The organism is Sphingomonas insulae (assembly GCF_010450875.1).
GTDB classification, from domain to species: Bacteria; Pseudomonadota; Alphaproteobacteria; order Sphingomonadales; family Sphingomonadaceae; genus Sphingomonas; species Sphingomonas insulae.
The window spans coordinates 2,509,430-2,522,902 of the sequence record NZ_CP048422.1 but is presented as its reverse complement, the minus strand read 5'-3'; the positions used below and the strand labels follow the sequence as shown (position 1 = coordinate 2,522,902).

14 protein-coding genes are annotated in these 13,473 nt (G+C 67.0%); 11 read left to right on the top strand and 3 right to left on the bottom strand.

Annotated elements, in window-relative coordinates; genetic code table 11:
• The first annotated feature begins 31 nt into the window (after window positions 1–31).
• Genes GTH33_RS13690 through GTH33_RS13680 form a run of 3 tightly spaced genes read left to right on the top strand, consistent with a single transcriptional unit; the run spans window position 32 to window position 3,300 of the window.
• Window positions 32–907, top strand: a complete 876-nt coding sequence (locus tag GTH33_RS13690) for an alpha/beta fold hydrolase (protein ID WP_163958863.1) — start codon at window positions 32–34, stop codon at window positions 905–907.
• Window positions 904–2,127 carry a DUF418 domain-containing protein gene (locus GTH33_RS13685; protein ID WP_249054903.1) on the top strand — a complete coding sequence of 408 codons (1,224 nt, stop codon included), beginning with the start codon at window positions 904–906 and terminating at the stop codon, window positions 2,125–2,127. Before GTH33_RS13690 ends, GTH33_RS13685 begins: the two co-directional genes overlap by 4 nt.
• 39 nt (window positions 2,128–2,166) lie before the next feature.
• A complete protein-coding gene (locus GTH33_RS13680) occupies window positions 2,167–3,300 on the top strand; it encodes a glycosyltransferase family 4 protein (RefSeq protein WP_163958862.1) in 1,134 nt (377 codons plus the stop codon).
• A gap of 34 nt (window positions 3,301–3,334) precedes the next feature.
• Here GTH33_RS13680 and GTH33_RS13675 read toward each other — a convergent pair whose 3' ends face one another.
• A complete protein-coding gene (locus GTH33_RS13675; protein ID WP_163958861.1) occupies window positions 3,335–3,667 on the bottom strand; it encodes a VOC family protein in 333 nt (110 codons plus the stop codon).
• Window positions 3,668–3,726: 59 nt separating this feature from the next.
• Between GTH33_RS13675 and GTH33_RS13670 the strand changes: the two genes are divergently transcribed.
• The 3 genes from GTH33_RS13670 to GTH33_RS13660 all read left to right on the top strand — a co-directional run bounded on the left by GTH33_RS13670 (window position 3,727) and on the right by GTH33_RS13660 (window position 6,689).
• Window positions 3,727–4,806 carry a PA0069 family radical SAM protein gene (locus tag GTH33_RS13670; protein ID WP_163958860.1) on the top strand — a complete coding sequence of 360 codons (1,080 nt, stop codon included), beginning with the start codon at window positions 3,727–3,729 and terminating at the stop codon, window positions 4,804–4,806.
• A gap of 54 nt (window positions 4,807–4,860) precedes the next feature.
• Window positions 4,861–6,246 (top strand): hypothetical protein, encoded by a 1,386-nt coding sequence (locus tag GTH33_RS13665; protein ID WP_163958859.1) that lies wholly within the window; start codon window positions 4,861–4,863, stop codon window positions 6,244–6,246.
• 257 nt (window positions 6,247–6,503) lie between these two features.
• On the top strand, window positions 6,504–6,689 hold the full coding sequence (locus tag GTH33_RS13660) for a hypothetical protein (RefSeq protein ID WP_163958858.1): 186 nt from the start codon (window positions 6,504–6,506) through the stop codon (window positions 6,687–6,689).
• A gap of 77 nt (window positions 6,690–6,766) precedes the next feature.
• Here GTH33_RS13660 and GTH33_RS13655 read toward each other — a convergent pair whose 3' ends face one another.
• Entirely contained in the window at window positions 6,767–7,237 is a 471-nt protein-coding gene (locus tag GTH33_RS13655) for a monooxygenase family protein (protein WP_163958857.1), read from the bottom strand.
• A gap of 58 nt (window positions 7,238–7,295) precedes the next feature.
• Between GTH33_RS13655 and GTH33_RS13650 the strand changes: the two genes are divergently transcribed.
• Window positions 7,296–7,853: a TetR/AcrR family transcriptional regulator gene (locus tag GTH33_RS13650; protein ID WP_163958856.1), complete on the top strand. Its 558-nt coding sequence runs from the start codon at window positions 7,296–7,298 to the stop codon at window positions 7,851–7,853.
• A gap of 54 nt (window positions 7,854–7,907) precedes the next feature.
• Here the strand turns inward: GTH33_RS13650 and GTH33_RS13645 are convergent, their stop codons facing one another.
• Entirely contained in the window at window positions 7,908–9,128 is a 1,221-nt protein-coding gene (locus GTH33_RS13645; RefSeq protein ID WP_163958855.1) for an NADP-dependent isocitrate dehydrogenase, read from the bottom strand.
• 129 nt (window positions 9,129–9,257) lie between these two features.
• Here GTH33_RS13645 and GTH33_RS13640 point away from each other — a divergent pair, with 129 nt between their 5' ends.
• The 4 genes from GTH33_RS13640 (at window position 9,258) to tsf (ending at window position 13,252) form a co-directional block, all read left to right on the top strand.
• Window positions 9,258–9,989: a phosphatidylserine decarboxylase gene (locus GTH33_RS13640; RefSeq protein WP_163958854.1), complete on the top strand. Its 732-nt coding sequence runs from the start codon at window positions 9,258–9,260 to the stop codon at window positions 9,987–9,989.
• Entirely contained in the window at window positions 9,989–10,822 is an 834-nt protein-coding gene (locus tag GTH33_RS13635; RefSeq protein ID WP_163958853.1) for a CDP-alcohol phosphatidyltransferase family protein, read from the top strand. The genes GTH33_RS13640 and GTH33_RS13635 overlap by 1 nt, the downstream gene beginning before the upstream one ends.
• Before the next feature lie 509 nt (window positions 10,823–11,331).
• On the top strand, window positions 11,332–12,195 hold the full coding sequence (gene rpsB / locus GTH33_RS13630) for a 30S ribosomal protein S2 (protein WP_163958852.1): 864 nt from the start codon (window positions 11,332–11,334) through the stop codon (window positions 12,193–12,195).
• Window positions 12,196–12,319: 124 nt separating this feature from the next.
• A complete protein-coding gene (gene tsf, locus GTH33_RS13625) occupies window positions 12,320–13,252 on the top strand; it encodes a translation elongation factor Ts (RefSeq protein ID WP_163958851.1) in 933 nt (310 codons plus the stop codon).
• Window positions 13,253–13,473 lie beyond the last annotated feature (221 nt).

Here is a 13,473-nt window from a genome sequence, read left to right as displayed (position 1 = left end):
ATATGGAGGTCGCCAACCTGAGGACGCAACCATGGCTGCCTACGAAAACTGCTATTGGATGTCGGCCGACGGGCTGAAGCTGCATTATCGACTGTATCCGGGCGATCCGGCGTTGCCGCCGGTCGTGTGTCTGCCGGGCCTCACCCGCAATGCCCGCGATTACGACGCGCTCGCAGCGCGGCTGGCCGGACGGCGACAGGTGATTGCGGTCGATTTTCGCGGTCGCGGCAAGAGCGAACATGCCAGGGACCCGATGACCTATGTGCCGGCGACCTATGTCGCCGACATGCAGGCGCTGTTGACAGAGCGTCGCATCGCCCGGTTCGTCGCGATCGGCACCTCGCTGGGCGGCAGCGTCGCCATGCTGCTCGCCCAGGCGGGCCATGGCGTGGGCGGCGGCGCCACCATCGCGGCGGCCTTGCTGAACGACGTCGGGCCGGAGGTCGATCCGGCCGGCATGAGCCGGATCAGAGGCTATGTCGGCAAGGGCAGCAGCTGCCCGACCTGGATGCACGCGGCGCGCAGCCTCGCCGATGCGCATGGCGACGTCTATCCCGACTGGCAGATCGAACAATGGCTGGCGATGGCCAAGCGCCTCTATCGCCTGAACAGCAGCGGTCGGATCGTGTTGGACTACGATCTGAAGATCGCGGAACCGCTGCGCACGCCGGGTGACGATGCCGGGCCCGACATGTGGGCGGCGCTGTCGGCGTTGCGCGACACGCCGGTGCTGATCGTGCGGGGCGGTCGGTCGGATGTGCTGGCGCAACCGGTGGCGGAGCGGATGGTGGCGGCGCTGGACGAGGCGGAGCTCGTGACGCTGCCCGGCGTCGGCCACGCGCCGACGCTGGCAGAGGACGTGCTGCACGGCCCGATCGACCGGCTGCTGGAGCGCGCCCGCACGTGACGGCGGTGCCGGCCGCGCCCGCCGGCGTCGCGGACGACGAGCCCGACGGCGCGCCGCGGATCGCGTTGCTCGACATCCTGCGCGGGGTGGCGATCCTCGCCATCCTGTTCATGAACGTCAGCGAGATGGGCGCATCGATGACCGCCAATTGGTCGGACATCCGCCACATCGGCTGGACCGCCGCCGACCAGGGTGCATGGTGGCTGCGCACCCTGCTGGTCGAGGGGACGGCGCGGGCGCTGCTCGAGATGCTGTTCGGCGCGGGGATGCTGATCCTCTCCGGACGGATCGCCGCCGCGTCGGACGACGTGGTCGCGGTGCCGCTGCGCTACGGCTGGCGCAATATCGTGCTCTGGGCGTTCGGCATGGTCCACATGTTCGTATTGCTGTGGCCGGGCGATATCCTCCACACCTATGCGCTCGCGGCGTTGCTGGCCTGCGCGTTCCGGACGTTGCCGGCGCGGGCGCTGCTCACCGTCGGCCTGTCCTATGCGGCGTTCACGCTGGCGACGGGCGCGGTCGCGGTCGGTGCGCCCGTCACCGCACCTTCGGCCCGGATCGCGGCGGACGCCGCAGCCGTGCGCGCCGAGGATGCGTTCGGCCATGGCGATGGCGCGGCCTGGGTGGCGGGGCAGCGCCGCGTCGGGCTCGACCGGCTGGGGGACGACGAGGTCGTCTTCGTCTGGGAAGCGGCGGCGACGATGCTGGTCGGCGCCGCGCTGTTCCGCTGGGGCGCGTTGCAGGGCGACTGGTCGCGGCGTCGCTATCGCTGGTTGCTGGCCGGCGGTTACGGCATCGGCGTGCCGCTGCGCCTGTATGGCGCGTGGGAGGCGACGCGGTTCGACGGTCGGGTGGAGATCGCCTGGATTTGGGAAGACGTCGCACGGCTGGCGATGACCTGCGGCCATGTCGCGGTGATCGCGCTGGCGATCGGCACGGTGGCGGGGGCGCGGGCGCTCCGGCCCTTCGTCGCGGCGGGGCGGACGGCGCTGACGCTGTATGTCGCGCAGACCGTGATCGTGTCGTGGCTGGTGTTTTCGCCGTTCGGACTGGGGCTGTACGGGGCGTTCGGCTGGGCATGGCTGATGGCGCTGGCCCTCGCCGTCAACGCGCTGCTGCTGTGGGGGGCGAACCTGTGGCTGCGCCGGTATCGCATCGCGCCGGTCGAATGGGCCTGGCGGTCGCTGGTCGACTTGCGCGTGCTGCCGATGCGGCGGTGACGGCTTCCTTGGCTGCGTCGCCGCCGCTAGACCGCCCGCATGCCGCAGCCGATCCACATCCTCCACCTTCATTCGAGCTTCAGCCTGGGCGGCAAGGAGGCGCGGGCGGTCCGGCTGATGAACGCCTTTGGCGATGCGGCGCGGCATACCATCGTCAGCGGCGTTCCCGACGAGCTCGGCGCCCGCGCGGCGATCGGCAGGCACGTCCGCTACGAAATCGCCCAGAATGCGCCATCGCTGACCGGACGACCGTCGGTCGCACGCTATGAGGCGCTGGCGGCGTTCATGCGGCGGTTCGACCTGGTGCTGTCCTATAATTGGGGAGCGATCGACGGCGCGATGGCGCGCCGGGTGTTTCCGAAGGGCGCACCGCCGCTGGTGCATCACGAGGACGGCTTCAACGCCGACGAGGCGAAGGGCCTGAAGGTCGAACGCAACGTCTATCGGCGGATCGCGCTCGGTGCGGCGCAGGCGCTGGTAGTGCCGTCGCAGGTGCTCGAGAGCATCGCCCTGCGCACCTGGAAACAGCCGCCGGCGCGCGTCCACCGCATCGCCAACGGCATCGATACCGCGCTGTATGGGCAAAAGCCCGATCCGCGCGTGATTCCCGGCTTCGTGCGCGACACGAAGGAGGTCGTCATCGGCGCACTCGCCGGCCTGCGCGCGGTCAAGGACCTGCCGCTGCTGGTGCGAGCCTGCGGCGGATTGTCCGGACGGTTCCGGCTGGTCATCGTCGGCGAAGGACCGGAGCGGCAGGCGATCCTGGACGCGGCGCAGGCAATGGGTATCGCGGATCGACTGGTGTTGCCGGGCTTCCTCGACCGGCCGCACCGCTTCATCGGCGCGTTCGACATCATCGCCCTGTCGTCGAAGAGCGAGCAATTCCCGATCAGCATCGTCGAAGGCATGGCCGCAGGGCTGCCGGTGGTCAGCACCCCCGTGGGCGACGTGCCGCGCATGGTCGCGGCCGCGAATGCGCCCTTCGTCGCCGGGGGCGACGAGGTGCTGTTGCGCGACGCGCTGCAACCGCTGGTGCTGGATCCCGAACTCCGCGCCCGCGTCGGCGCCGCGAACCGCGCGAAAGCGGTGGCGGACTATGACGAGGCCGTGATGATCGCCCGCTATCGCGCCGTCTATGCAGACGCGATGCGGCGACCGGGCGTGCTGGGATAGCGGCGCGCCTCATGCCAAAGGGCGGGCGACGGTCCTAGCCGGCTTGCATCGCGGCCAGTTCATGCCCGTCGGGATCGGCGAAGTGAAAGCGCCGGCCGCCCGGAAATGCGAAGATCGGCACCGTCACCGTGCCGCCCGCGCCCTCGACCGCGGCCAGCGCCGCCTCAAGGTCGTCCACCTCGATGACGGGCAACGGCTTCGCGACCCGATCCGGGGAGGCGTCCAGACCGACGTCCGTATCACCGGTCGTCGTGGCTGCATAGGTCGGCCCGTAGTCGCTGAACGTCCAGCCGAACGCCGTATCGTAGAACGCTTTTGCCCGACCCGTCTCCGTCACCGGCAATTCGAGATACATCAACCGCGCCATACGCCTGCACCCTCCGACAAGTTCTTGCTATGTTCTACATGGCGACTTAGCTTGATGCAATGCCCCAGCCCATCGCCAAGCGTCCGGTCCGCGGCGCCACCGTCAACACCGAAAGCCAACGGTTCAAACTGCCGCATACCGAGGCGGATGGCGACTGGCTGGACGCTTGCGGCGCAATCGACGGTGCGGCGCCACCGCTGCGGACCAGCGTGACGGTGGAACAGGCGCGGACGATCATCAGCCGCAATACCTCGCCCGACATCGGCTTCGACCGATCGATCAACCCCTATCGCGGCTGCGAACATGGCTGCATCTATTGCTTCGCCCGGCCGACGCATGCGTTTCACGACCTGTCGCCCGGCCTCGATTTCGAATCGCGCCTGTTCGCCAAGCCCAACGCCGCCGCGCTGTTGCGGGCCGAACTGCGCAAACCGGGCTATACCGTCGCGCCGATCGCACTCGGTACCAACACCGATCCCTATCAGCCGATCGAGAGCGAGTGGCGGATCACGCGCAGCATCATCCAGGTGCTGGCGGAAACCCGGCATCCGCTGACCATCACGACCAAGTCGGATCGCGTCGTCCGCGATATCGACCTGCTCGCACCGATGGCGGCCGAGGGCCTGGCTGGTGTCGCCCTGTCGATCACCTCGCTCGATCCGAAGATCGCCGCAACGATCGAACCGCGCGCGCCGCATCCCGAACGGCGGTTGAAGGCGGTGCGGGCGCTCGCCGACGCCGGGGTGCCGGTCTACGTCTCGATCGCGCCGATCATCCCGGCGATCACGGACCATGAACTGGAACATCTGGTCGAGCGGGCGGCGGAGGCGGGGGCGCGGGCGTGTTTCTTCATTCCCGTGCGCCTGCCGCATGAGGTCGCGCCGCTGTTCCGCGCCTGGCTCGACGCACATTTTCCGGATCGCGCGGCCAGGGTGATGGCGACCATCCGCGCGCTGCGCGGCGGCAAGGACAATGATCCGGAATTCTTCAGCCGGATGCGTGGCACCGGTCCATGGGCGGAGCTGATGCGAACGCGTTTCCTGATCGCCACCCGAAAACACGGCCTCGCCCGCCGCAGCGCGCCGCTTCGCACCGACCTGTTCCGGCCGCCTGCCGGCCCGCAGGGGGAATTGTTCTGATCTTATCGCGCCGCTAACCAAGTTGCGGCATCACGATGCGGCATGACCCGCGGCATGACCCCATTCCGGATCTGGCTGATCCTCCTGATCGCGGCGGCCGCATTGCGTCTGCTAGACCTGGGCAATCCACTCGTCGATCTCGATGAGCAGATGTACCTGCTCGTAGGCCAGCGCATGTGGGACGGCGCCATCCCCTATGTCGACATCTGGGATCGCAAACCGATCGGGCTATTCCTGCTGTATGCGGCGACGCAGGCGCTGCCGATGGATGCGGTGGTCGCCTATCAGTCGGTCGCGGCGGTGGCGGCGGTCGCCACCGCCGGGTTGATCGCCGGGCTGGTCCGCCGGTTCGGCGCGGCGGCCGGCGCCTTGCCGGCGGGCCTCACCTATCTCGTCTGGCTGGAACTGATCGGCGGGCGGGGAGGGCAGTCGCCGGTCTTCTACAACCTGCTCGTCGCCGCGGCCGCGACGCTGGTCTGGCGTGCGATCGCGGATCGCAAGCGCACCGGCGCGCTTGCCATGATGCTCGTCGGGCTGGCGCTGCAATTGAAGCCGACCGTCGTGTTCGAAGGGCTGTTTCTGGGGGTGACGCTGCTGGTCGCATGCTGGCGGAGCACGGGATCGGCCGCGCGCGTCGCCGTCGCGGCGGCAGGCTACATGGCGGCGGCGCTGCTCCCGACACTGTTGGCCTACGCCACCTATGCCGCGATCGGTCACGGCGATGCGTGGTGGTTCGCCAACGTCGATTCGATCTTTCTGCGCGACGTCCCGCCGGGCGAACCCCTCCTCGATCGATTGGCCGGCGCGGCGATGGTGTTGGCGCTCCCGGCTCTGGCCGCGATCCGGGGTGTGATCGGCACGCGCGGCGTCGCGCGGGCGTTCGTCGCGGCATGGCTGGCGGTTGCTATTATAGGCTGGCTGCTGATTCCGCCGTACTTCAACCATTATGCGTTGCCGCTGCTGGTCCCGATCGGCGTCGCCGCGGGGCTTGCGCTCGATCGCGGGACGATGCGCGGCCTGATGGCGGTCGCCGCCATCGGCCTGCTTCTCCTCAGCGGCTATCCGCATCGGGGCGAAACGGCGGATGCCCGCCGCCGCCTCGCGACGTTGTCGGCCGCCATTGCCCGTCACGCCGGCCGTGATTGCCCCTTCGTGTTCGAGGCGCCGCCGGCGCTGTACACCGCCGGCCGTTTTTGCCTGCCGGGCCCTTATCCTTTCCCGTCCCACCTGATCCAGGCGAGCGAGCGGAGGGCGATCGGTGTCGACCCGGCCGCGGAAGTCGCCCGCATCCTCGCCGCCAGGCCTTCGGTTATCGTCACCGGTCGTGCGCCACGGGATGGCGACAGTCGCACGGTGCCGCTCGTCGATCGGGCCATCGCGGCGCATTACCGTCCCGTAGCCCGGCAGCTCGGCGTCACCGTCTACGCGATCGTCGATTGACACAGGCCGGCGGGCCGTCGCGCCATCATCGCCGCGACCAGCGGTCGCTCCAATACCGCCGCCACATGGGAAACACAGTCAGGACTTCACCGGTGCGACCCTCACCCATCGCGCCTGCGACGATGTCGTGCGCCGCACCCGCCTCGACGACCGAATGGATCGATCGTCCCGATCCTGCGGGATATCGGGCGGGCGGCCTTCGTTGTGAACGTGACCTCGCCACCGACGGGGCTTCGACGCAGCGACAGGAGACGACCATGGCAGACGAAACCACGCAGGACGATAAGGTGCAGGGCAACGACATGAACGGCCAGAAGCAAGACCGCGACCGGGAAGGTCAAGAGGCGCCAAGCCAAGCCCCCGATACGGGTAACGACACCGACGAATCGGGCGCCGGCTACGGCAACCATGGCGATGTCCGGCATGATGCAACCGGCGGCTGAAGACCGCAACGGCGCCGTGCCATAAGGACGGGAGCCCCTGCGGTTCCCGTCTCCGTACATGGCCGGCGCTAATGTGCTCAGCGGCGGGCCGCGATGTCCGCACGCAACCTACCGTTGCTCGACAGCAGCAGTCCTTCGGGGCGCTGCGCCGGCGCGAAGGTGGCAAGGCCGACCGGTTCCGACATGCCGACGTAGATTGCCTCGACCCCGCCACGCGCACTATACGCTTCGTGCCAGAATCCGCAGCCATGCCGGTCGATGAGGAATTCCCGCCACCAGCCGCTATGCGGAGCGGACCGGGTGAACCGGCCAAGGGCGTCCAGATCGCGCCAATATTGCTTCATGCCCAGGTGGTTCCAGCCGAACAGCATCTGGTCGTGGCACAGCAGGCCATCGGGGCGATCGCGCGTGACCTCGCGCAATCCACGTCCGATCCGCATCAGCGAAGGCAGGCCACGGATGCTTCCGATCCGAAATCCCAACAGCACCATGACGAGATCGGGATAGGCGGCAAGATCGACGGTGCTACGGGCGGCATGGCTTTGCATCGGCTTCGCTCCAGTTTACACCATATACTAACCTTGCTTGCTTACGGTGTAAACAACGATGTCCGCTGCGCCTTCGCTTCGCGACCTGCTGGTACAACGCGCCACCGAATTGCTCGATGCCGGGGAACACGACGTGTCCTTGCGTGCGGTCGCCCGCGCGGCCGGGGTGTCCGCGATGGCGCCATATCGTCATTTCCCCGACAAGGCGGCGCTGCTGCGCGCGGTGGCGGAGCGGGCGTTTGCCGATTTGCATGACGACCTGGTCGCCGCCGATACGCACGGCGCGCGCGAGACGATCGGGCGGGCGCTGGTGGAACAGGGCGCCGCTTACGTCGCCTTTGCCCGGCGGCGTCCGGCGCTGTTCCGGCTGATGTTCACCGACACGGCCGCGAAGGATGGCTGCCTGCCCGGAGACATGACGGGCGGCGAGGCCTATCGCGTCCTTGCAAGGCGGGTGGCGTCCTTCGACCCCGATGATCCCGACACGGCGACGATGGCGGCATGGTCGATCGTCCACGGCATGACGCTGCTGATCCTCGATCGCCGCCTGCCGCCCGAACCCGCTGCCGTGCACGCCGCGCTCGACCTGTTCGTCGCCGGATTGTCGCGGACATGAAAAGGGGCCTGGAAGCCGTCGCCTCCAGACCCCCGTTCAACGTCAGACCGAAGCTTAGCCCCAGTTCGCCATCTTCTGTTCGAGGTTGGCCCGCACCGCCTCGAAGAACTGCTCGGTGGTCATCCACGGCTGGTCCGGTCCGATCAGGATGGCGAGATCCTTGGTCATCTGGCCGTTCTCGACGCACTCGATGCAGCAGCGCTCCAGCGTCTCGGCGAACTTCACGACGTCCGGCGTCTCGTCGAACTTGCCGCGATACTTCAGGCCGCCGGTCCAGGCGAAGATCGACGCGATCGGGTTGGTCGACGTCGCCTTGCCCTGCTCGTGCTGGCGGAAGTGGCGGGTGACGGTGCCGTGCGCGGCCTCCGCCTCGACCGTCTTGCCGTCCGGCGTCAGGAGGACCGAGGTCATCAGGCCGAGGCTGCCGAAGCCCTGCGCGACCTGATCCGACTGCACGTCGCCGTCGTAGTTCTTGCACGCCCAGACGAACTCGCCGTTCCACTTCAGCGCCGATGCGACCATGTCGTCGATCAGGCGGTGCTCGTAGACGATGCCTGCTTCCTTGAACTTGTCCTTGAACTCAGCCTCGAACACCTCGGCGAACAGGTCCTTGAAGCGGCCATCATAGGCCTTGAGGATCGTGTTCTTGGTCGACAGGTACACCGGCCACTTGAGGTTGAGGCCGTAGTGCATCGACGCCCGCGCGAAATCGCGGATCGAATCGTCGAGGTTGTACATGCCCATCGCGACGCCCGACGAGGGGAACTGGAACACCTCCTCGTCGATCAGCGTGCCATCGTCGCCCTCAAACACGAGGCGCAGCTTGCCGGGGCCGGGCACGCGGAAATCGGTCGCCTTATACTGGTCGCCGAAGGCATGGCGGCCGACGACGATCGGGTGCGTCCAACCCGGGATCAGGCGGGGGACGTTCTTGATGACGATCGGCTCACGGAAGACGACGCCGCCCAGGATGTTGCGGATCGTGCCGTTCGGCGACTTCCACATCTTCTTGAGGCCGAACTCCTCGACGCGCTGCTCGTCGGGGGTGATCGTGGCGCACTTCACGGCGACGCCATGCTTCTGCGTCGCCTTGGCGGCCTCCACCGTCACCCGATCCTCGGTCGCGTCGCGATGCTCGATGCCGAGATCGTAATAATCGAGCTCGATGTCGAGGTAGGGCTTGATCAGGCGCTCGCGGATCCATTCCCAGATGATCCGCGTCATTTCATCGCCGTCGATCTCGACGATCGGGTTCTTCACCTGAATCTTGGCCATTTTCTCGTCCTATGGGAGGGGAATTTGGTGCCGCGTCTACGGACAAGCGGGCGGGGGATCAACCACCGGCGACAGTCCGAGCCGCCCGAGCGTTGTGTTGCATGAACGACACGGGTACACCCGGTTGTTATGCCATCGCTCGAAAAGCCTCCCCACACGCCGCTGCCGACGACGACAGTCAAGTGGCGCTTCCCCTCCGTCCATCCCGAAGGCCACAAATATGCGGCCATCGCGCTGGGCATCACCCTGCTCGCGACGATCGTCACCAAGGTGCTGTTCTGGCCGCTGATCGCGGTGGTGGTCTGGGTGCTCACCTTCTTCCGCGATCCGATTCGGACGACGCCGGTCGGCGAGGGGCTCATCATCGCGCCCGCCGACGGGCTGGTCACGATGATCCAGAAGGTGCCGGTACCGCGCGAACTGGTCGGCGATCTCGGCGATACGCCGCTGACCCGCGTGTCGATCTTCATGTCCGTGTTCGACGTGCACATCAATCGCACGCCGATCGCGGGGACGATCCGCCAGGTCGTCTATATCAGCGGCAAGTTCCTCAACGCCGACCTCGACAAGGCGTCCGACGAAAACGAACGCCAGCATATCGTCGTCGAGGGGCGCGACGGGCGCCGCATCGGCTTCACGCAGATCGCCGGTCTGGTGGCGCGCCGTATCGTCCCCTTCGTCAAGCCGGGCGACATGGTCGCGACCGGACAGCGCATCGGCCTCATCCGCTTCGGCAGCCGCGTCGATGTGTTCCTGCCCGACGATATCGTACCGCAGGTGACGCTCGGTCAGCGGTCCATCGCCGGTGAGACCGTCATCGGCCGCGTCGGCGGCGTCCCCGTTGCCGGCATCGCACAATAATGGCCGATCCGATGGATGACCGCGACGCCACCCTGATCCGCCGTCGACTGCCGCGACGTCCGCGTGGCCTGCCGCTCCGGGCAGTGGCACCCAATGCGGTGACCGCGCTGGCGCTGTGTTCCGGCCTGAGCGGCGTTCGTTTCGCGATCGGGGGCGAGTGGCAGAGCGCCGTCGCCATGATCATGGTGGCCGGTGTCCTCGACGGCCTCGACGGCCGTATCGCGCGGATGCTCCATGGCGAAAGCCGGTTCGGTGCCGAACTTGATTCCCTGTCCGACGCCATATCGTTCGGTGTCGCGCCGGCGCTCATCATGTATCTCTGGTCGCTCGCGGCGCTGCCGCGGCTGGGGTGGATCAGCAGTCTGATCCTCGCCGTATTCTGCGCCCTGCGTCTCGCCCGGTTCAATGCCAAGATAGACGAGACGGATCAGCCCCATAAATCGGCCGGATTCCTCACCGGCGTACCTGCACCGGCCGGGGCAGGCCTGGCGATGCTGCCGATGTATTTCTGGTTCTGGACCGACCAGCCAATATTCGCTTCGCCGTATATCGTGGCGGCCTGGGTCGCCTTCATCGCCGTCCTGATGGTATCGAGTGTTGCGACCTTCTCGTGGACCTCGCTGAAACTGCGTCGCACCGTCCGGTTCGAAGCCATTGCCGTCGTCGTGCTGCTGGGCGCCGCGCTGGTTTCGGCGCCGTGGCATACGCTCAGCGCGATCTGTGTAGGTTACCTGCTGACCATACCGTTCAGTGTGGCCAGCTATAATCGTGTCAGGCGGCTGCGCGCAGCCGGCGAACGCCCGCGGGGATCGGAGCCGACGCCCAGCGCCTGACGGCGATGCGCCGTTCGGCCAATGCGAGTTCCGAAAGCGGGGCAAAGGCCGGTTCGACGTTGCCCGACGCAAGGCTGACGATCCGACGCCATTGTGGCGCCACGGTCGCTGCCATGACGCCGATGGCGACCATGAAAGCACCGACGAAGACGAGAACACTGATCACTGCAACCATCGAACCAACTCCGGGCCAGGTTCACGAGCGACCTGTGGATAACTCGATAAACCAATGATTTGTCAGTGAGTTCCACTCCCGCACCGATTTATGCCGTTTCGGACACTTTACAGTGCCTTAACCGCGATCGGAACATTCATGTCCACTGTCTGGACGCTGTATGTTCCACCTACGTTCTATGAGTCAAGCGGGAACGTTCGGCTTGCGTTGCGCAAACCGTTCCGGTAATGGCGCGCCCCTCAACCCCGCATGGGAAGCATCATAGCCCGGTGCGCCGCTCCGCAAGGTGTGACGTCATCCGCTTCCCAGAGGCTCAACCGGAAGGAATTATCCTATGGCGGCTCCCGTCGTCACCATGCAGCAGCTCATCGAGACTGGTGCGCACTTCGGCCACCAGACCCACCGCTGGAACCCGAAGATGAAGCCCTACATCTTCGGCGACCGCAACGGCGTCCACATCCTCGACCTCTCGCAGACCGTGCCGCTCTTCGCGCGCGCGCTCGAATTCGTCTCGTCGTCGGTCGCCGGTGGCGGCAAGGTGCTGTTCGTCGGTACCAAGCGCCAGGCGCAGGACGCCGTCGCCGATGCGGCGCGCCGTTCGGGCCAGCATTTCGTCAACCACCGCTGGCTGGGCGGCATGCTCACCAACTGGAAGACGATCAGCAACTCGATCAAGCGCCTCAAGAGCCTCGAAGAGCAGCTCTCGGGCGACACGCACGGCCTGACCAAGAAGGAAGTGCTGCAGCTGACCCGTGAAAAGGACAAGCTGGAACTCAGCCTCGGCGGCATCCGCGACATGGGCGGCGTGCCCGACGTGATGTTCGTGATCGACGCGAACAAGGAAGAGCTGGCGATCAAGGAAGCCAACACGCTTGGCATCCCGGTCGTTGCGATCCTCGATTCGAACGTGTCGCCAGACGGCATCGCCTTCCCGGTTCCCGCGAACGACGACGCCAGCCGCGCCATCCGCCTGTATTGCGAAGCGATCGCCATCGCGGCGACCCGCGGCAACCAGGAGCAGCAGTCGCGCCGCGGCGTCGATCTGGGTGCGCAGGATGTCGCACCGACCGAGGAGGCGCTGACCGTGCCGACGCCGGCGGCACAGGCGGACGACGTTCAGGCCGTAGAGCCGGAAGCGCAGGCCGCGACCAACGTCGAAGGCGCCGGCGCCGAGACCGAGCGTCAGATCGACGCGTAACGCACGTCGTCGAACCGTCATGCGGGCGGGGTAGGGCGGCTGGGTTGCCCGCAAAGTATGACTTTGCGGGAGCCCTGGAGCCCCGCCTCGCCCGCAATCACATTCGAGTAAAAGGATTACGCACATGGCTGAAGTTACCGCAGCGATGGTCAAGGACCTGCGTGAGAAGAGCGGCGCCGGCATGATGGATTGCAAGAAGGCGCTGAACGAGACCGCCGGCGACATGGATGCCGCGCTGGACTGGTTGCGTACCAAGGGCCTGGCTGCCGCACAGAAGAAGTCGAGCCGTACCGCTGCCGAGGGCCTCGTCGGCGTCGCCACCGCGGGCACCAAGGGTGCGGCGGTCGAGGTGAATTCGGAAACCGACTTCGTCGCGAAGAACGACCAGTTCCAGCAGTTCGTGCGCGAGGTCACGCAGATCGCGCTCGCCACCGGTGGCGACATCGAGGCGCTGAAGGCCGAGGCGATGCCGTCGGGCACCAGCGTCGCCGACGTGCTGACCAACAACATCGCGACGATCGGCGAGAACCAGTCGCTGCGTCGCACCAAGCGGCTGGAAGTCGCGAAGGGCGCCGTCGTGTCCTACGTCCACAACCAGGCCTCGCCCGGCCTCGGCAAGATCGGTGTGCTCGTCGCCCTCGAATCCGATGCCTCGGACGAGGTGCTGCAGGGTCTCGGCAAGCAGCTTGCGATGCACATCGCCGCCGCCTTCCCGAAGGCGCTGAACGAGGAAGACCTCGATGAAGCCGAGATTGAGCGCGAGCGTGCGATCGCGACCGAAAAGGCCGCCGAATCGGGCAAGCCCGCCGACATCATCGCCAAGATGGTCGAGGGCGGCATCGCCAAGTTCCGCAAGGAGCACGCGCTGGTCAGCCAGCTGTTCGTCATGGACGGCAAGACCAAGATCAGCGACGTCGTGGCCAAGGCGGGCAAGGACGCCGGCACCACCATCGTGCTGAAGGACTATGTCCGCTTCCAGCTCGGCGAAGGCATCGAGAAGGAAGCGTCCGACTTCGCCGCGGAAGTCGCGGCCGCTTCGGGCGTCGCCCAGAAGTAACGATCGGATCCTTCCCGGCATGGGGAAGGCGGCCGTTCGCGGGTTGGATGGCGAAGGGGCGATGCCGGGCGTGCGTACCGCCCGGTTCCCCTAGCCCGCCCGGCGGCAGTCGCCTGTCCCGTGCCCGGGAAGGATTTTTCGTGTCTGTTTCGACAAATTCCGGTGCACCGGACCGGACGCGCCCAGCCGAGGTTGCCCCTGTTGGCATCGCCGCCTAAGGT

Bases quoted from the DNA above. Each gene is read 5' to 3' on its own strand.
- GTH33_RS13640 (WP_163958854.1), top strand. From the start codon at position 9,258: ATGCCATCGCTCGAAAAGCCTCCCCACACGCCGCTGCCGACGACGACA.
- GTH33_RS13690 (WP_163958863.1), top strand. From the start codon at position 32: ATGGCTGCCTACGAAAACTGCTATTGGATGTCGGCCGACGGGCTGAAG.
- GTH33_RS13645 (WP_163958855.1), bottom strand. From the start codon at position 9,128: ATGGCCAAGATTCAGGTGAAGAACCCGATCGTCGAGATCGACGGCGAT.
- tsf (WP_163958851.1), top strand. From the start codon at position 12,320: ATGGCTGAAGTTACCGCAGCGATGGTCAAGGACCTGCGTGAGAAGAGC.
- rpsB (WP_163958852.1), top strand. From the start codon at position 11,332: ATGGCGGCTCCCGTCGTCACCATGCAGCAGCTCATCGAGACTGGTGCG.
- GTH33_RS13650 (WP_163958856.1), top strand. From the start codon at position 7,296: ATGTCCGCTGCGCCTTCGCTTCGCGACCTGCTGGTACAACGCGCCACC.
- GTH33_RS13660 (WP_163958858.1), top strand. From the start codon at position 6,504: ATGGCAGACGAAACCACGCAGGACGATAAGGTGCAGGGCAACGACATG.
- GTH33_RS13655 (WP_163958857.1), bottom strand. From the start codon at position 7,237: ATGCAAAGCCATGCCGCCCGTAGCACCGTCGATCTTGCCGCCTATCCC.
- GTH33_RS13675 (WP_163958861.1), bottom strand. From the start codon at position 3,667: ATGGCGCGGTTGATGTATCTCGAATTGCCGGTGACGGAGACGGGTCGG.
- GTH33_RS13670 (WP_163958860.1), top strand. From the start codon at position 3,727: ATGCCCCAGCCCATCGCCAAGCGTCCGGTCCGCGGCGCCACCGTCAAC.
- GTH33_RS13635 (WP_163958853.1), top strand. From the start codon at position 9,989: ATGGCCGATCCGATGGATGACCGCGACGCCACCCTGATCCGCCGTCGA.
- GTH33_RS13665 (WP_163958859.1), top strand. From the start codon at position 4,861: ATGACCCCATTCCGGATCTGGCTGATCCTCCTGATCGCGGCGGCCGCA.
- GTH33_RS13680 (WP_163958862.1), top strand. From the start codon at position 2,167: ATGCCGCAGCCGATCCACATCCTCCACCTTCATTCGAGCTTCAGCCTG.